The sequence below is a fragment of the Mitsuokella sp. AF21-1AC genome, assembly GCF_003458855.1.
GTDB lineage: Bacteria > Bacillota > Negativicutes > Selenomonadales > Selenomonadaceae > Mitsuokella.
The window spans coordinates 1-16,896 of record NZ_QRVW01000041.1 but is presented as its reverse complement, the minus strand read 5'-3'; the positions used below and the strand labels follow the sequence as shown (position 1 = coordinate 16,896).

Sequence of the window (16,896 nt, the reverse complement as noted above, 5' to 3'; positions counted from 1 at the left end):
CTTGATTATATTTCTGTTCAATTTCAACTTGCAATTTACCAAAGATATCTATATTATTTTACAATTTTATCTTGACTGTTAAAAGCCTCTTTCTTTATTGTATCGTAAAAATAGGATGATTTCAACCTAGATAATATTTCCTAACGAGCTTCACAGCTGCAGAAAGTCAAAAACGAGATGCCCGTTGGTAAGCATCTCGTTTTTCTGCGTCTGGAGCATATTGGACCGGTCAGAAGGCCAGGCCGTTGTCTTTGGCGATTTTGCGGATTTCTTCGAGTGAGAGATTGGTCGCATCGGTGATGACGCCAACGGGAAGGCCCTTCTTTAAGAGAGACAGCGCTATCTTCATGGTGGCCTTGCGCTCACCACGTGCTTCACCGCGTGCCTCACCACGTGCTTCGCCGATGGCAATACCGTCTTCTTTTGCGACTTCGAGTGCGCGTTTCTGATCCCATTTGAAGTTGACCATATCGAACACCTCACTTTCATTTTTCTGGAAATAGTCTGCCAGGATATCGTGTGTCTTGCAATAGGTGATGGCCTGACAGATTGCAGTTTTGAGCTCGAGTCCGTCCCGGATACCGTCACGGACTTTCTGTACGAAGATACTGTAACAGCGCAGTTCATAGCAGGAGTCGAGAAGCTTATTTTGGGTGGAGTAGTTGATGTTGTAGCAGTTGACAGTAAGTTCCAAGGAGTCAGCCGCATGGGAGAAGGCGCTGGAAAGGCGGAGCTTCTGATAGTCGGGTTCATCCTGACTGCCATTGTAGAAGACGTAGAATTCCGGCGCGGGAATATGGATGAGGCTTGAGCGGTAGACGAGTTCCAGGGAATTGAGCTGGCGGCTGTAGAGCTTGGCGATGTACCAGAGCATGCGCAGCGGCATATTGGGGTTCCAGGAGCTCTAATGTTCCATGAGGATGATGTCGCGGTCCCCGATGCGGAAGCTGATATCGTTCTTGATGTCATTGAAGAAGACGCCGCGCAATGTTGTGATCGTGATGTCCTTCGGCGAAACATCTCGCCTGGTCAAGGCTGCATAGAGGTTGGCAAGCCGCCGCTTGTCGTTGAAGATGTGGCGGAAAAGCGAATCTTTGTAGGATCGTTTCGGCTTCATGTACAGGCACCCTTTCTTTTTGTTTTATTATATCATATTGGATGAAGAATTGTCAGGAGCGGCAGATGCGAGCTTACGCTGTCCCCTGGGGGAAAGTGGCCCAAAGGGCCGATAGGGGGTGCTGCAGGCATCGGCTTCAATGCTCGGTGAAAATCAAACACATGGCGCAGCGTCATGAAACGCACGACTTTTGTGCTTGTTTTCATCGAGCCCCTATGCTACGGACTGTAACAGCCCCTTTTGTCAGCCTTCGGCTGCCACCTTCCCCAGAGTGGAAGGCTTAAAACAATGCGGACGCCCAATGAAGTGGTAAACTAAAACTGGACACTATGGGGGTAGAAAATGGACATGTACAAGCGTATCATAAATGCTAAGAAATGTCCGTTTTGAATCATTTTCCCTTTTAGTCAGGAGGTTTGCCATGAAATACACACTGGAAGAGCGGCTGGACATAGGCCGCAAAATCTACCACAACGAACTCACTCGCTATGAGGCTGCTTCCATCTATGGCATCAGTGCGGAAACCGCGAGAAGCTATATGCGAGAGTATCGTGACACATCTCACTTGCCGCCAAAGAAAGCTCACGAGCATCCCTGCCATATTCACACGGAAACCGTCTTGCCAGAATCCTGGGAAAGTTATCAGAATATGTCCAAAGATGCGCTCTTGGATGAGTTAATCAAATCGAAAGTCAACGAGGCTCGCTAAAAAAAGGGTACATCGTGAAGGGGAGTGGTGCACACAGGGAATATTTTCGGCTCGTCAAGAAGAATACCAAATAAGCGCGGGATGCCAGTGGTATCCCTGGAGAAGGTGCCAAGCTTGCGAGGCGGAAGAGGTCTATAGACTTGTAAGAAGCAAATGGCATCAAAATTCTCCGAGAATATGTTATAATGAGAAAATAATGTTTGAATTTTGGGGGAGGGGATTGACAGATGACAGAAAACCAGTACACTCAGGACAGACAGACAGACAGACAGACAGACAGACAGACAGACAGACACCTGATTTCTATTCTGGTGCCATGCTACAATGAGGAAGCGGTGCTGCGGCAGTTCTATGCGCGGACGTCGGAAGTGATTCGGGGGATTCCGGATTACGATTTTGAGTTTGTCTTTGTGAATGACGGCAGCCGTGATGGGACACTTGCCATCATGCGGGAACTGCGTGCGAAGGATGCACGCGTATCGTACATCAATTTGTCCCGGAACTTCGGCAAGGAAATCGCGATGATTGCAGGAATTGATTACCTGCAGGGCGATGCGGCAGTCATCATGGATGCGGACTTGCAGGACCCGCCGGCGCTCATCCCGGAGATGATTTCGTGGTGGGAAAAAGGCTATGATGATATCTGTGCCAAACGCCGCAGCCGCGCAGGGGAGACATTCTTCAAGAAGTGGTCGTCACATGCGTTTTACCGCATTTTGCAGCATCTGACGAATATCCCCATCCAGCCCGATGTCGGCGATTTCCGCCTGCTCGACAAGCAGTGCCTCAATGCCCTGCGTCTGATGCGTGAGTCGCAGCGTTATACAAAGGGTCTTTTCAGCTGGATTGGTTTCAACAAGAAAGAGATTCTGTTCGACCGCGATGCACGTGCGGCTGGCAAGACGAAGTGGAATTACTGGAAGCTCATGAATCTGGCGATTGAAGGCATTACGAGTTTTACAATCGCACCTCTCCGAGCGGCGTCGTTTCTCGGTTGTATCCTGGCCTTTGTGGCCATCTTGTACATGGTGTATATCGTCGTGCGCACGCTTCTTTATGGCGGTGATGTGGCGGGGTATCCGTCACTGATCTCAGTCATCCTGTTCATCGGCGGCGTGCAGCTGCTTTTCTTAGGAATCATCGGCGAGTATCTGGGCCGGGTATTCAATGAAAGCAAATTTCGCCCTCTCTATTTGGTAAAAGATTATAATGGGAAAATTATGATTGACCAGAAGGAGGCGCGAAAATAAGATGATAAATCTGTTGCATACATATTCTGAACGAATTCAGTCATTGGCGAATGATATTTTTTCATTCACACAAAATAAGAAATGCAAGGTGGTTATTATGGCCATCTTGATTGTAGTTATTGCTGTTTTGATGTTTCGTCTCAATCGGCCTACGCCTTGGGTTGTCGATGACATTTTAAAGGGTGAGGGCGCGAAGAAGCTTCATACCTTCCAACAGTATTTTGAGCATATATGGGGCTTCTATTTTTCCTGGGGCGGACGTATATGGGGCGAGCTGTTTGCCTATCTGTTTTTATCCATTCCAAAACGAGTATTTGATATCGTCAATACAATTGGTTATTTGGCATTTACCGGTTTGATTTATATCAATATCACAGGAAAATTTAAGTCTTCTCCTTCCTTATTCCTGCTGATTAATTTTCTGTTGTTTGCTTGTCTGCCTGCCTTTGGACAGGATATTTTATGGATATCCGGAACGGCCAACTACATGTGGGCGAGCATTATTCCGCTGCTTTACCTTGCATTTTGGCGGAGATATTTTGATCAGGAAATAAAGGGATTGAACAGGATTCCCAGCTTGATGCTGTTGTTTATCCTTGCTGTCTTATCCGGCTGGGCAAATGAGAACGTGTCCGTGTCACTTATTTTTCTGGCAATCTGCTATATGGTTATATATCGTAACAAATATGGCAGTATACCACGTTTTGCCACGTCTGGGTTGATTGGGCTAGTCATCGGTACGCTTCTTTTGTGGCTCGCCCCTGGCAATTTCGCACGGTTTGCAGCAGAAAAGCATTCGAAATCCATCTTGCATATAGTCCATAATGTTTTTCACAATATTTCCGTTTTATTTGATTTCAACTCAACCTTGTTGCTGATCCTCTTATTTGCTGTGTTGATTATTCTGGGACGCAGTGCCAAAAAATCCCTGTCTTCTGTATTCATGATATCTGGCGTACTATCGGCTGTTGCCATGAGCGTAGTCGGGGGGATTTATACCCGCACATTCTTGGGATGCGTCGTTCTTATGATTATCTCCGTTGGTATGCTGTATGATGATTGGAATGACACCGTTAACGTACGTAAATGTCGCGCTATGCTGCTCGTTTGTTTATGCTTGGGCATGCATATCTTTTATGTTACGGCACGGGATGGTATCAATGATTATGCGAATGCCTGGAACCAGAATTTAGAGATTATACGGACAGAAAAAGAGAAGGGGAATCTGGATGTATATGTTAATCCGATTACACCCAAGAATAAATTCTGCGCGACGTATGGATTGGATGACATAAAGCCGAAAGAAAACAATCAGCATTGGTTAAATACGGGTGTTGCACATGCTTTTGGCTTGCATACCATCCAGAGTGTACACGTCAATCCTCAAAAGTAACGGACTTAAACTTCACACACCTGAAATTCTTATTCCTGGATCCATTTTTGCTGTTCTATCTGCGTTGGGGCGGTGTGTGGCAGCGTTAACTGTTCTTGCGGTCTTTGCTCTTGCTGGAGAAGGTGTCAAGCTTGTGAAATGGATGCAGTTCTTGAGCATGAGAAAAAGGGAGGATCTCGTCTCAACCTGTTTGGGTTGACGGGGTCCTCCCTTTGCTTTTGGTGATTTTTTGCTTTTACGCTCGTTTGCCGGCATGGATGAGGTGCATGACCTGCTGCATGGTCTGGCGGAGATTCTGCTCGGTGGTCGTGCGGCTCATGGCCTCCTCGAGCGTCATGGGGGCGTGCAGAATCGGGAAATACGCGTCGATGCCGTGCTGATTGACGCGTTCAGCTTCGCGCGTTGCGCAGCCGCAGAGTGCCACCGTCAGGCAGCGGGGCTGGCAGGCCTTGGCGAGCTGGGCGACGCCGGCCGGGGCCTTGCCCATGGCGGTCTGCTGGTCCATGCGGCCTTCGCCTGTCACGAGCAGGTCCGCTTCGGCGAGTGCCTTGTCGATGCCGATGGCGGAAAGGATGAGGTCGACGCCTGGCGTCAGTGCACCGTGCAGGAACACGTGGAACGCAAAGCCCAGGCCGCCGGCCGCGCCGGCACCGGGCAGCTTTTGGCCTTCGATGCCGCTTTGCTTCTCTGCAAGTTCCGCAAAGCGGTGGATGTCGCCGTCCATGCGCCGGATGATTGCTTCCGTCGCGCCTTTCTGCGGGCCGAACACGCGCGAGCAGCCTTCTTCGCCGCAGAGCGGGTTCGTGACGTCGCAGGCAATCTCAAACGTGCAGTCTTTGAGGCGGGCATCGGACTGCGCCATATCGAGGGACGCGACCTCAGCGAGATCACCGCCCATGATGCCCGCGGGACTGCCGTCGGCCTTTTGGAAGCGGAAGCCGAGCGCCGTCAGCATGCCGAGGCCGCAGTCGTTCGTCGCACTGCCGCCGATGCCGATGATGAAGTGACGGCAGCCGTGGTCCATGGCCGCGAGAATCAGCTCGCCGAGACCGAACGTCGTCGTGTGAAGCGGGTTGCGCTTCTCTGGCGGTACGAGCGTGAGCCCCGAGGCATCGGCCATCTCGATGATTGCTGTTTTCGTATCCGGCAGAAAGCCGTAGCGGCTCGTGATTCTCGTGCCGAGCGGCCCCGTGACGGGAACTTCGACGATGCGGCCGTGCAGGCCCTGCGTCATCGCGTCGACCGTGCCCTCGCCGCCGTCGGCCAGCGGGAACACCTGGACATGGTCTTCAGGGTAAACGTCATGGATGGCCTGCTGCAGAACCTTGCCGGAATCCATCGAGGACATGCAGCCCTTGAACGAATCAATCGAAATCACGATATTCATAGACAACCCTCCTTGGAATCAGGAACGAACCTGAAAACACCGACGAAACATCAGAGCAGGATGAGGGAAGCCAGGAAGATGGCGAGCATCGAGACAATGCCGACGACGAGCGTCATCATCGTCTGCGTGCGGTAGCCGTCCTGCGGGTCCATGCCCGTGAAGTTCGTGACGACCCAGAAATAGCTGTCGTTGGCGTGCGATACCGTCATGGCGCCGGCACCGATGGCCATGACCGTGAGCAGCGCGGCCATTTCCGTATTGAGGCCGAGCGCCGTCATCATGGAAGCCGAATCGGAGAACATGCCCATGATGCCGGCCGTCGTCGTGATGGCGACGGTGGAGGAGCCCTGAGCTGTCTTGAGGATAGCCGAGATCAAGAACGGGAAGAAGATGCCGACACTCGCGAGGAAATCGGCGTTGGCCTTCATGAATTCGACGAAGCCCGCCGCCGTGATGACCTTGCCGAGCACGCCGCCGGCGGCCGTGATGAAGAGGATAGGGCCGACGGTCTTCATCGTCTCATCCGTGACATCGTAGAAATCCTTCATCTTGCCCGTGGCGACCAGAAGGTACACGGCGAAGAACAGGCCAACCGTCAGTGCGATGATTGGCGTGCCGAGGAACTTGATGCCCGTGGCCATGACGCCCTGCATGCCGGCCATCGTGACGATGGAGCCGAGTGCCATGAGCAGGATTGGGACGACAATCGGGGCGAACGAAGAAGCTGCGCCCGGCAGTTTGCCGAAGCTCTTGACGAGTTCATCGTAATCCTTCTCGGCCGCTGCATCCTCCTCACTCGTTTCCTTGACGGGGATGTTTTTCTTGGCGATGTGCAGCGAGAAGAAGTAAACGGCCAGCAAAGCCGGGATGGAGACGCAGACACCGACGAGGATGACGGCCGCCAGATTGTCGGCAACGCCTAGGGAGCCGGCCGCGGCGATCGGGCCCGGCGTCGGCGGGATGAAGACGTGCGAGGTGTAGAGGCCGCCCGAGAGGGCAACGGCCATGCCGACGGGGCTGATGCCCTTGATTTTCTTGCAGATGGCCTTGCGGATCGGGTTCAGGATAACGAAGCCGCTGTCGCAGAAGACCGGAATCGAGACGATCCAGCCCATGAGCATCATCGCGAGCTGCGGGTGCTTCTCACCGACGCAGCGGATGACGACATCGGCCAGCCGGATGGCCGCGCCCGTGCGCTCAAGGATCAGGCCAATCAAGGCGCCGAGGATGATGACGATACCGATGCTTGCGAACGTGCCCGAGAAGCCGGCGCCGATGATGCCCGGGATCTTGGCGAGCGGCAGGCCCACGACGATGGCCAGCAGGAGCGACGTACCCATCAGCGAAAGGAACGGATGGATTTTCCATTTGGAAATCGCAACAATCATTAGGACAATGGCGAGGAAGAATGTGATCAGAAGGGGTATTCCTGTCATGATAAAACCTCCTTTAACAATGCGCATACCATTTATTGTATGCATGCTATAATTAATTTCATATATAGTATAGCACGTGAAAACGAGGAGGTTGTATAGTACAGATACCATATATTATGTGACATTTATGTATATGGTACCATTGAAAGATGATGTGTTCGGTGGTGTTCTGCGCGTCTGCTGTGCTTTTCTGTTTTTTGCCGTCCAGTCAGCTGTCTTCATGGAAGCCTGCGAGATGCAGATCCTGATAGAAGTAGAGGACGACGTAGAACACCGCGCTGCAGCGCAGCGAACGCGGGTCATAGCCCGTGCGCGCCGCGATCTTTTTGAGATGCTGCTGTAGCGTGTTCTTGTGGATGTAGAGCGCCGCGGCCGTCTGCGTGATCGAGCCGTCATGCTCGAAAAAGCATTCCAGGGTATGGATGACGTCGGCGAGCTCAAGCGGCGAATAGCCGTGGAAAATCTTCCTGACATACTCGCGCTTGGCCGTCAGCGGGATGAGGTCGGCGAAAATCTCCATGTTGATTTCATCGTACCCCTTGATGCGCACCGTCCCCTTGCGGTGGCACGAATAGAGGGCCTTGCGCGCCTGCTCGAAGGCCTGCCGGAGCTTCGTGTTGTCGGCGGCAGGGGAGTCCAGCCCGAGGCAGAGCTCGGCGCCACGGCTCTGCGCACAGGCCAGGAGCCTCCTGGCAAAGGCACGCAGCTGCTCCTGTGAGCGGATGTCCGTCAGGAATACGATCATCTGGCTCGTCGCGAGCGTGCAGCAGGCCGCATCGAGGCGCTGTGCCTCCATCTCAAGCTGCGAAAAGATATCATTCGCGCGGCCCGGGTCCGGTATCTCCTCAAAATCCGCCACGACGATGCGGCGCGGCACGCTGAGGTCGATGTCGAGCATATGGCCGCGTTCAATCTGCTCTTTGGAGAGAAACGTCTCGCTGTGGTCCAGGAGCTCGCGCAGGAAAAGCTGACGCTGCTGCTGCAAATGGTTCTGCAGGCGCTGATACTCCTGCTCGTGCACGAGCAGCTCCGTCATCTTGCGGATGACATTCGCGAGCGGCAGGATGCTCTCATATGGCCCCGTGATGCCGAGCACGCCGATCGGCTCACCCTCGACCTGCAGCATGAAATTCGTGCCGGGCCGCGCGCCGGGGTACTCGTCATCCCGATAGATGCGCAGCTCATCGAGATTGTCCCTTATAATGCGGGCCGCCGCGCCATGGAAGGTCTGGACGCGCTCCGGGTCCGTGCTCGCGATGATGATCCCTTCCTTGTTCATCAGATTGATTTTCTGCGGCAGGACCGTGTTGATTTCCTGCACGATTGCGTGCGCCTGCTGCTCCTGAAGTTCCATAGATAATCCCTGCTTTCACCGCTTGTTCGACGTATCTCTTTTCCATACATTCTACAGCCAGCACATTTTTCCTGCCGGAACAGCCGCGCAGAGGAAACGAAGGCAGGTCGACCGCAACGACAGAATCCACTTTTCCAACAATATCCGGGTCTTCTACGCTGAGGACATCACGGGTCACGACGTCGTTGACGATGAACTCGTGGGCGGCCTGCGCGTTTTCGACAAGACGGTCTACTGCGATTACAATACCATCGCGCTGAAGCACGGCACGGAAGAAATCACCATGCACCCCGTCTGCTGGGAGAAATTCCCGTATGAAACGGAACGCGATTTGCAGGACCGTATTGAAAAGATGCCTGTCCTGCCCCTGGGCCTCTGCCTGCCGGACCGCAACAGCTACGATATCCACACGCAGCTGCTGACCTTTGCCATAAAGCCGTTTGCTTATGTGAAAGAAAAACTCACGTCTCCAAGTATTACATTGAAGTTTAATCGTGATGCCGCTAGGAAAATCTGTACCTGGAATCGTCCATACCGCGGATATTCGGGCAACTGAAAGGTGATAAGACATCTTTCATTTTGTGGGATAAGGAACTCGGCGTATTTTATAACGAACAGAATCCGAATAGTATTCATAACTATAAGAAAGCGGCAGAAAAAGGATCACTGAAAGCACAACTCGCTTTAGGTAATTGCTATTGCCAGGGCATTGGTGTAGAGAAAGTGAGCAAGAGGCATTTCACTGGTATTTGCAGGCGGCAAACCAGGGCAATATGGATGCACAATATTGGATTGGTTACTCGTATGATCATGGACGAGGTGTGAAACAAGACTATGAACAGGCTATAACGTGGTACCGGAAAGCTGCGAACCAAGGCGATGCTCTTTCGCAAAGTAATATAGTAAAAATATTAAATGAACAACAAAAGAATTAACAGGATGCTCTAAGGAGCAGGCTCCGTTTTCTGCTGTCTTTATCCGCTAACGGTCCAAAGGGTCCAGAGCATTTTCCCCCTAAACACAAAAGGAGATGCCCATGAAGACATCTCCTTTTTAATTTAATAGCCTTTAAACACATCGCTATGTGTACCCGTTCTGGCCAATACTAAAATCAACCGTTCTTCTATGATTTTGTATACCAGCAGCCAGTCTGGCTGGATATGGCACTCTCGAAAGCCGGCATATTCACCCCCGAGCGCATGATCGCGATATTTCTCTTCCAGCGGCTCACAGGCTTGAAGCTTGTCAATCACGTACTTCAATAGCGACATGTCCATGTGGCGCTTCTTAGCCCGTTTGACGTCGCGTTTGAACTGCGTGTAGAACTGAATCTCCAGCATCATATGCCCAAATCCTTATAGAGTGTATCCGTATCATGATACACCTTGCTTAATCCGACACCGTCATTGATGTCACGAACGGCCTGATGCAAATCATTCGGACGATCCACGATATCAAAGGGGATTTTCCCCTGAATATCAATCTGATGGAGCAGCAGATTTACGGCCCCGCTCGTCGTCAAGCCCATCCGTTTCAATCTCTGGTCGACACGATGCTTCAAAGCCTCGTCGACACGTACCTGCAATAAAGCTGTAGACATATCATTCACCTCCATGCTTATATTATATCGCAATTACATTGTAATGACAAGAATATACAAAGCTAAGCATGTGTCAAGATCTTAGAGAAATGGACTGAGCCGTGAGCGTGGGGGAGCGCCCAGGAACGAAGACAGAAAGCAGGATATCCGACGCACTTGTCGAATTAATATTTGATTAATATGTACGCGATAGGATGTGACAAAATGACCGAATCCCGATTCCAGTTTCTGCAGGGGAATTTCCCCGGGCTCTTTGCGCTTTGTGACGAAGCCGGCCAGACGGCCGATGCCCATACTGCTTTATTGAAGGCGAGAATGGCGCTTGAACATATGGCCAAGGACCTCGGGGCGACGCAGCGGGACCTGTTCAGCAATATCAATGAGCTCAACGACCTGGGGATACTCGATGCCAAGCGCAGCAGGCTGTTCCATCAGGTCCGGCGCGTCTCGAATCTCGGCGTCCATGAGGGAAATGAGATTGCGGCAGCGGACAGAAAAAGCTGCCTGGATGCTCTGTTTGAGATAACCCTGTGGTATGCGATTTCTTTCAAAAAGCGCCGCTATGAACTGGCGGCGTTTGAGACCTCCGATATGGGGCTGGTGAAGCAGTACCTGAGCAATGAGGCATCGGAAGACGGGAACCCGGCTGCAGCGGGGGCGGCGCAGGACATCTTCTCGAACAGCATCGATCCCCTGCAGATCGACGGGGACTTTTCCCGCCAGATGGAAAAGAACCAGGAAACGGATGAACTCACGCAGGACGTATTTGAGACGGACGAAGAATATGCGAGGCGGATTGCCGCCATGCCGAAGGTCCATCTGGGCTACGCGATCCTCGACGCCAGACGGCAGGACGGCTACACGAAGATCGTCTTCCCGCTGCACCACATCGACCGCAACGACAGGATCCACTTCTCCAACAATATCCGTGCTTTTTATGCCGAGAACATCACGGGTCATGACGTCGTCGACGATGAACTCGTGGGCGGCCTGCGCGTTTTCGACAAGAAAGTCTACTGCAATTACAGCACCATCGCACTGAAGCACGGCACGGAAGAAATCCCCATGCACCCCGTCTGCTGGGAGAAATTTCCGTATGAAACGGAACGCGATTTGCAGGACCGCATGGAAAAGATGCCCGTCCTTCCCCTGGGCCTCTGTATGCCGGACCGCAACAGCTACGACATCCACACGCAGCTGCTGACCTTTGCCGTAAAGCCGTTCGCTTACGTGAAAGAAAAGCTCACGTCGCCGAGCATCCGCCTGAAACTCGACCGGGATGTCGCCAGGAACATCTGCGCCGGGAATCGTCCGTACCGGATATTCGGGCTGTTCGAAGGCGACAAGAAATCCTTCCTCCTGTGGGATAAGGAATTCGGCGTATTTTATGACGAGCTTCATGCTCATGGCCACAAAGGAAAGCAAACAAAGGAACGGCCGCAGGAACGGTCAGAGAAATTTGCCGTGCCGGACGAATCCGTCAAAGAGCTGCTTCGGCTTGGCGAGATGTATCTTGAGGGACAGGGCGTCCCGAAGAGTATCCGCAAAGGCCTGCAACTTTACAAGAAAGCGGCAGCACGGGGCTCGCTGGAAGCACAGCTCGCGCTGGGGGAACGCTATCGCCAGGGCATCGATGCTAAAAAGGATGAGCAGGAAGCGTTCCGCTGGTATTGGCAGGCGGCAGGCCAGGGCAATGCGGATGCTCAATTTCAGATTGGTTACGCGTATGATCATGGACAAGGCGTGGCCCAAGACAATAAAAAGGCCGCGACGTGGTACTGGAAGGCCGCAGAACAGGGCGACGCTGCCGCGCAAAATAATATCGGCTGTTCGTACTATTACGGGCGGGGCGTCGAACGAAATTATGAAGAGGCGATGAAGTGGTTCCAGAAAGCGGCACGACAAGGCAATGCTGCTTCTCAAACCTGGATCGGTTATCTGTACGATAATGGTCGTGGCGTGAAGCAGGACTACAAAGAGGCCATGAAGTGGTACCAGAAGGCTGCCGCCCAAGGTGACACTTCTGCTTTCTATTGGCTTGGCCTTTTATATTATTGGGGAAGGGGCGTGGAACAAGATTATCCGAAAGCCATGAGCTGGTACCGAAAAGCAGCAGACCAGGGCGATGCTGCTGCACAAAACTGGATTGGCTATCTGTATGATCAGGGCCAAGGCGTGGAACGGGATTATCAAGAGGCCATGAAGTGGTATCAAAAGGCCGCCGCCCAAGGCAATACTGCTGCTCAAAATAATATTGGCAATCTATATTATTGGGGGCAAGGAGTAGAGCAAGACTACAAAGAAGCCATGAAATGGTATCGGAAGGCAGCCGCTCAGGATAATGGTTTTGCTTTAGAAAGCATTGGCAATTTGTATTATAATGGCCGAGGAGTGAAGCAAGATTATCAAGAAGCCATGAAGTGGTATCAAAAGGCCGCTGCTCAAGGCGATGCGCCTGCTCAACAGGATATCGGGTATTTGTATGATCAGGGCCTAGGGGTAAAACAAGATTATGGTGAGGCCATGAAGTGGTATCAGAAGGCCGCCGCGCAGGGCAATGCCGCTGCCCAAAATAATATCGGTTATCTGTATCATTATGGACACGGGGTAAAAAAAGACTGCAAAGAAGCCATGAAATGGTATCAAAAAGCAGCAAAACAGGGCAGTGATGCGGCTCAAAACAATATCGGCAATTTGTTTTACGATGGTCAAGGCGTAGAGCAAGACTATGAAGAGGCCATGAGCTGGTACGTAAAAGCAGCAGAGCAAGGCAACGCTTTTGCCCTGAACAGCATCGGTAATTTGTATGCGAATGGCCTGGGTGTGAAGCAGGATGATCAAGAAGCCATGAAATGGTATCAAAAAGCAATGGAGCAGGGGAGTGATACTGCCAAAGAAAACCTGGCACGGCTGCAGGGAAAATTATCCAATCCCGCTGCCAAAACGGATGTTGAAACGAAAAAGAAGTCTTCGGGATGCTTTATCACGACGGCTGTATGTCAGAGCTTTGACAAGCCCGACGACTGCTATGAGCTGACGATGTTCCGCCGGTTCCGCGACAACTGGCTGACGAAGCAGCCGGATGGGGAGGCCCTGATCGCCGAATACTATGCAATCGCACCGGCTATCGTGAGCCGCATCGACAGACTGGCACATGCTGCTGACATCTACCGGCAGATCTGGCGGCAGTATCTTTCCCCGTGCCTCAGGCATCTGGAACAGGGCGAATATAAAGCCTGCAGGGTACGATATATCGCAATGGTTCGCACGTTAAAAACCAAATACTACCGAAACGTTTATTGACTGAAGGGCAAATCTTTCACCGAGAAAAACTTTGCATCAGACTATGTAATATGATATACTAAGCTTGATCAAGAAAACGTCTATGGAAGTAGACGAAGGCCCTAGGGTGGCACACCCCTAGGGCCTTTTTTGTATAAAAACAGCCAGCTCAGACAAGCCAAGCTGGCTGCACACAGGCTAGAACGTATTGCTGCTACCGCTCTAACCATTTCTGAATGCCGTACCAAATGGCACACGATACGACACCAGCAAGAACGGACATCAAGAAAACGTCTATGCTCACGAAGCAAACCTCCTTTCCGTTTCCGGCATAGAGGCAGCAACGTAACTAGTATATCATAGAGAACTCGATATAGTATATAAGGAATTCGGATCATCCATAATGTCAAAGGATAAAGTTTGCCGCTATGTGTAACAAAAATCACAGCCAAAAACGGGGCTTCGTAATAAAATAATACGTAATACGAAAAAGAACATCCTCCGAGCGAAAGCATCTAAAGCCTGGCCATGATGCTGAGCCTGGGCGCGATTGCGTCCACAGGGTTTGGGGAGAAATCCCCGGGCCTTCCGTGTTTGAAAAGGAGCGAAGTGCACCCCTGTCTTGTGGGATTTGGGCTGCCCTTGCGCGTATAACGGAGGGGCAGTCTTTTTTGCGTGTGTTTACCTCAAGACGCGGAAAGGAGATTTTGGTATGAAAAAGTTTTTGGTCCTGTGTGTATCCGCCCTGATGCTGCTCATGGCGGGCTGCGGCGGGGAGCAGGCGTCGGCGCCGGCAAGCGGCAAAGCTCCGGCGAAGGATGCGCAGCCGGTGGAGCTGCACGTGGCTGCCGCCGCGAGCCTGACGGATGTGATGAAGGAGCTGGCCGACACCTACGAAAAGGATCATCCCGGTGTCAAGCTCGTGTTCAATTTCGGCAGCAGCGGCGCACTGCAGCAGGCCATCGAGAACGGCGGAGAGACGGATCTCTTCTACTCGGCCGCCCAGAAGCAGATGAATGCCCTGCAGGACAGCGGCAATCTCGTTGAGGGCACCCGCAAGGACCTGCTGGAAAATGAAGTGGTACTGGTGGTGCCGAAAGAGGGCGGCAAGGATATAAAGTCCTTTGAGAACCTGACCCGCAGCGACATCCAGCATGTGGCGCTCGGCGAGCCCAAGGGCGTCCCGGTCGGGCAGTACACGGAGGAAGTCCTCAAGAAGCTCGGCATCCTGGATCAGGTGAAGGCCAAGGCCGTCTACGGCTCCGATGTGCGTCAGGTGCTGTCCTGGACGGAGACGGGCGATGCTGACTGCGGCGTGGTCTATGCCACGGATGCGGCCGTTTCCGATAAGGTGAAGGTGGCCGCCAAGGCCCCCGCGGGCTCGCACAAGCCGGTCATCTATCCCGCTGCCGTTATCAAGGGGACGAAGCATCCGGACGAGGCCAAGGACTTCCTCGCCTTCACATCCTCGGATGCAGCCAAGAAGATCTTTGAGAAATATGGCTTTACGTGCAAGTGAGCACGGCACGGACGGGCAGGGAATCGGCAGGGCCGGTTTCTTGCCTGTTTTTGCTGGATGTAGGAGAGTCGAGGGAGGAACACATGGAACTGGATGTTTCCATCCGCAAGAGGCTGCGCGACTACGAACTCAGCGTGGATTTTGCGGTCAAGAATGAAGTCTTTGCGCTCTTGGGGGCCTCGGGCTGCGGCAAGAGCATGACCCTCAAGTGCATTGCGGGCATCGAGCGGCCGGATGAAGGGCGCATCGTGCTGAACAGGCGCACGCTCTTTGACAGTAAGGCGGGCATCAATCTTCCGCCTCAGCGGCGCCGGGTGGGCTACCTCTTCCAGAATTACGCCCTGTTTCCCAACATGACCATTGCCGAGAACATCCTGTTTGGCGCGGTGGGCAGTGAGGCGGAAAAAAGGGCCAAGATGCAGGACAGCCTGAAACGCTTTGATCTTCAGGGGCTGGAGGATGCGTATCCGTCTGAGCTTTCCGGCGGGCAGCAGCAGCGGGCGGCCTTTGCCCGCGTCCTGTCCTCGGCGGCTGAACTGCTGCTCCTCGATGAGCCCTTTTCGGCTCTCGACAGCTTCCTCAAGTGGCAGATGGAGCTTGAACTCATGGACCTTTTGCAAAGCTATGACGATGCGGCCATCCTTGTCTCGCATGACCGCAATGAGGTATACCGTCTGGCCAGCCGTATCGGAGTCATGAACCGGGGACACCTTGAGGCCATGAGCGGCCGGCATGAGCTCTTCCATCAGCCGCAGACGCTGGCGGCGACGCTTTTGACCGGCTGCAAGAACGTTTCCTCTGCCCGCCGCGAGGGGGAAAAGACCCTGCGGGCGGAGGAGTGGGATCTTTCCCTAAAGGCGGCGGATGATGTGCCCGCGGGGCTGAAGTACGTTGGCCTGCGCGCCCATTTCCTCGCGTACCGGCAGGGGCCGGGAGAGAACACCTTCCGGATGGAAGTCATGAAGGTCATCGAGGATACCTTTTCGTATCTGGTCATGGTGCGCCGGGCAGGGAGCCAGGGGAAGCCCATCCGCTGGGAGGTCGACAAGGATTTCTGGCAGTCGGTAGCGGGGCGGGAGCTTTATCTGTACTTCCCGCCTGAGCAGCTGATTCTCCTGGAAAGGTGAGGTGTGTTATGGAATGGAGTCCTCTGATTGTAACGCTGCAGACGGCCCTTGCCGCCACCTTCATCACCTTCTTTGCCGGCATCGGCGCGGCCTACGGGGTCACGCGGCTGCGGCACGGGCAGGGGGTGGCCGATGCAATATTGACGCTGCCCATGGTGCTGCCGCCCACGGTGGTCGGCTTCTTCCTGCTGCTGGCCTTCGGCAAGCGCAGCACGATTGGGCAGTTTCTGCTGCAGTTCGATGTCTCGCTGGTCTTCACCTGGAAGGCAACGGTAATCGCTGCCGTCGTCGTGTCCCTGCCGCTCATGTACCGGACGGCGCGGGGCGCCTTTGAGCAGCTCGACCAGAATATCCTCTATGCGGCCAGGACCCTGGGGATTTCCGAGTGGCGGATCTTCTGGCATGTGCTGCTGCCGAATGCCCGGCAGGGCATCCTCGCGGGCGTGGTGCTGTCCTTTACCCGGGCGCTCGGGGAATTCGGCGCGACGATCATGTTCGCCGGCAATATCCCCGGCGTGACCCAGACCATGTCCACGGCCATTTACGCGGCCGTGCAGGCCAATGATTACGATCTGGCCTTCCAGTGGGCCGTCTGTCTGGTGATCTTTTCGCTGGTGTTCGTGGTGGCCATGAATGCCTGGCTGTCCCGCCGGCGCGGGCGCTGAAGCGTGTGTTTTAGATAAGGAGCATTCCTGTAATTAGGAAATAGCGCCTTTGTGAAA

General features: G+C 53.3%; 16 protein-coding genes and 1 riboswitch. Of the genes, 9 read left to right on the top strand and 7 right to left on the bottom strand.

Annotated elements, in window-relative coordinates; genetic code table 11:
- Positions 1-229: 229 nt before the first annotated feature.
- Together DWX75_RS11350 and DWX75_RS11345 are read right to left on the bottom strand one after the other, a co-directional pair.
- Positions 230-886 (bottom strand): hypothetical protein, encoded by a 657-nt coding sequence (locus tag DWX75_RS11350; protein ID WP_118016425.1) that lies wholly within the window; start codon positions 884-886, stop codon positions 230-232.
- Between the two features lie 18 nt (positions 887-904).
- Positions 905-1,117, bottom strand: a complete 213-nt coding sequence (locus DWX75_RS11345) for a hypothetical protein (RefSeq protein ID WP_118016424.1) — start codon at positions 1,115-1,117, stop codon at positions 905-907.
- A 421-nt stretch (positions 1,118-1,538) separates the two neighbouring features.
- Here DWX75_RS11345 and DWX75_RS11340 point away from each other — a divergent pair, with 421 nt between their 5' ends.
- From DWX75_RS11340 to DWX75_RS11330, 3 genes are all read left to right on the top strand, one after another.
- Complete coding sequence (locus DWX75_RS11340) at positions 1,539-1,826, top strand: hypothetical protein (protein ID WP_233519594.1); 288 nt, start codon at positions 1,539-1,541, stop codon at positions 1,824-1,826.
- Between the two features lie 311 nt (positions 1,827-2,137).
- Positions 2,138-3,076: a glycosyltransferase family 2 protein gene (locus DWX75_RS11335; protein WP_369974352.1), complete on the top strand. Its 939-nt coding sequence runs from the start codon at positions 2,138-2,140 to the stop codon at positions 3,074-3,076.
- Between the two features lie 97 nt (positions 3,077-3,173).
- The gene (locus tag DWX75_RS11330) at positions 3,174-4,469 is read left to right on the top strand and encodes a DUF6056 family protein (protein ID WP_147671604.1); all 1,296 of its coding nucleotides are present in this window, start codon (positions 3,174-3,176) and stop codon (positions 4,467-4,469) included.
- A gap of 235 nt (positions 4,470-4,704) precedes the next feature.
- Here the strand turns inward: DWX75_RS11330 and DWX75_RS11325 are convergent, their stop codons facing one another.
- The 3 genes from DWX75_RS11325 to DWX75_RS11315 form a co-directional block, all read right to left on the bottom strand.
- A complete protein-coding gene (locus tag DWX75_RS11325; protein WP_118016421.1) occupies positions 4,705-5,856 on the bottom strand; it encodes a glycerate kinase in 1,152 nt (383 codons plus the stop codon).
- 50 nt (positions 5,857-5,906) lie between these two features.
- On the bottom strand, positions 5,907-7,292 hold the full coding sequence (locus DWX75_RS11320; RefSeq protein ID WP_118016420.1) for a GntP family permease: 1,386 nt from the start codon (positions 7,290-7,292) through the stop codon (positions 5,907-5,909).
- A gap of 208 nt (positions 7,293-7,500) precedes the next feature.
- Entirely contained in the window at positions 7,501-8,646 is a 1,146-nt protein-coding gene (locus tag DWX75_RS11315) for a sugar diacid recognition domain-containing protein (RefSeq protein ID WP_118016419.1), read from the bottom strand.
- 22 nt (positions 8,647-8,668) lie between these two features.
- Between DWX75_RS11315 and DWX75_RS11310 the strand changes: the two genes are divergently transcribed.
- Positions 8,669-9,202 carry a hypothetical protein gene (locus DWX75_RS11310; protein ID WP_118016418.1) on the top strand — a complete coding sequence of 178 codons (534 nt, stop codon included), beginning with the start codon at positions 8,669-8,671 and terminating at the stop codon, positions 9,200-9,202.
- Positions 9,203-9,338: 136 nt separating this feature from the next.
- Positions 9,339-9,581: a tetratricopeptide repeat protein gene (locus tag DWX75_RS12370; RefSeq protein WP_118016417.1), complete on the top strand. Its 243-nt coding sequence runs from the start codon at positions 9,339-9,341 to the stop codon at positions 9,579-9,581.
- Between the two features lie 123 nt (positions 9,582-9,704).
- Here DWX75_RS12370 and DWX75_RS11300 read toward each other — a convergent pair whose 3' ends face one another.
- Positions 9,705-9,986, bottom strand: coding sequence for a type II toxin-antitoxin system YafQ family toxin (locus tag DWX75_RS11300; protein WP_118016426.1), 282 nt, complete (start codon positions 9,984-9,986; stop codon positions 9,705-9,707).
- Positions 9,986-10,246: a type II toxin-antitoxin system RelB/DinJ family antitoxin gene (locus tag DWX75_RS11295; RefSeq protein ID WP_118016416.1), complete on the bottom strand. Its 261-nt coding sequence runs from the start codon at positions 10,244-10,246 to the stop codon at positions 9,986-9,988. The genes DWX75_RS11300 and DWX75_RS11295 overlap by 1 nt, the downstream gene beginning before the upstream one ends.
- A 180-nt stretch (positions 10,247-10,426) precedes the next feature.
- Here DWX75_RS11295 and DWX75_RS11290 point away from each other — a divergent pair, with 180 nt between their 5' ends.
- The 4 genes from DWX75_RS11290 to modB all read left to right on the top strand — a co-directional run bounded on the left by DWX75_RS11290 (position 10,427) and on the right by modB (position 16,839).
- Positions 10,427-13,549, top strand: coding sequence for a CFI-box-CTERM domain-containing protein (locus tag DWX75_RS11290; protein WP_233519595.1), 3,123 nt, complete (start codon positions 10,427-10,429; stop codon positions 13,547-13,549).
- Between the two features lie 466 nt (positions 13,550-14,015).
- A riboswitch (molybdenum cofactor riboswitch) is annotated at positions 14,016-14,149 on the top strand.
- 91 nt (positions 14,150-14,240) lie between these two features.
- A complete protein-coding gene (modA, locus tag DWX75_RS11285; protein ID WP_118016414.1) occupies positions 14,241-15,047 on the top strand; it encodes a molybdate ABC transporter substrate-binding protein in 807 nt (268 codons plus the stop codon).
- 83 nt (positions 15,048-15,130) lie between these two features.
- Positions 15,131-16,174 carry a sulfate/molybdate ABC transporter ATP-binding protein gene (locus DWX75_RS11280; RefSeq protein ID WP_118016413.1) on the top strand — a complete coding sequence of 348 codons (1,044 nt, stop codon included), beginning with the start codon at positions 15,131-15,133 and terminating at the stop codon, positions 16,172-16,174.
- Positions 16,175-16,182: 8 nt separating this feature from the next.
- Positions 16,183-16,839 carry a molybdate ABC transporter permease subunit gene (modB, locus tag DWX75_RS11275; RefSeq protein ID WP_118016412.1) on the top strand — a complete coding sequence of 219 codons (657 nt, stop codon included), beginning with the start codon at positions 16,183-16,185 and terminating at the stop codon, positions 16,837-16,839.
- Positions 16,840-16,896: the final 57 nt, after the last annotated feature.

What these genes read in the sequence shown, in the direction of transcription:
- DWX75_RS11295 (WP_118016416.1), bottom strand. Translation starts at nt 10,246, where the DNA reads ATGTCTACAGCTTTATTGCAGGTACGTGTCGACGAGGCTTTGAAGCAT.
- DWX75_RS11320 (WP_118016420.1), bottom strand. Translation starts at nt 7,292, where the DNA reads ATGACAGGAATACCCCTTCTGATCACATTCTTCCTCGCCATTGTCCTA.
- DWX75_RS11280 (WP_118016413.1), top strand. Translation starts at nt 15,131, where the DNA reads ATGGAACTGGATGTTTCCATCCGCAAGAGGCTGCGCGACTACGAACTC.
- DWX75_RS11325 (WP_118016421.1), bottom strand. Translation starts at nt 5,856, where the DNA reads ATGAATATCGTGATTTCGATTGATTCGTTCAAGGGCTGCATGTCCTCG.
- DWX75_RS11315 (WP_118016419.1), bottom strand. Translation starts at nt 8,646, where the DNA reads ATGGAACTTCAGGAGCAGCAGGCGCACGCAATCGTGCAGGAAATCAAC.
- DWX75_RS11300 (WP_118016426.1), bottom strand. Translation starts at nt 9,986, where the DNA reads ATGCTGGAGATTCAGTTCTACACGCAGTTCAAACGCGACGTCAAACGG.
- DWX75_RS11345 (WP_118016424.1), bottom strand. Translation starts at nt 1,117, where the DNA reads ATGAAGCCGAAACGATCCTACAAAGATTCGCTTTTCCGCCACATCTTC.
- DWX75_RS11330 (WP_147671604.1), top strand. Translation starts at nt 3,174, where the DNA reads ATGGCCATCTTGATTGTAGTTATTGCTGTTTTGATGTTTCGTCTCAAT.
- modB (WP_118016412.1), top strand. Translation starts at nt 16,183, where the DNA reads ATGGAATGGAGTCCTCTGATTGTAACGCTGCAGACGGCCCTTGCCGCC.
- DWX75_RS11340 (WP_233519594.1), top strand. Translation starts at nt 1,539, where the DNA reads ATGAAATACACACTGGAAGAGCGGCTGGACATAGGCCGCAAAATCTAC.
- DWX75_RS11290 (WP_233519595.1), top strand. Translation starts at nt 10,427, where the DNA reads ATGTACGCGATAGGATGTGACAAAATGACCGAATCCCGATTCCAGTTT.
- modA (WP_118016414.1), top strand. Translation starts at nt 14,241, where the DNA reads ATGAAAAAGTTTTTGGTCCTGTGTGTATCCGCCCTGATGCTGCTCATG.
- DWX75_RS11350 (WP_118016425.1), bottom strand. Translation starts at nt 886, where the DNA reads ATGCCGCTGCGCATGCTCTGGTACATCGCCAAGCTCTACAGCCGCCAG.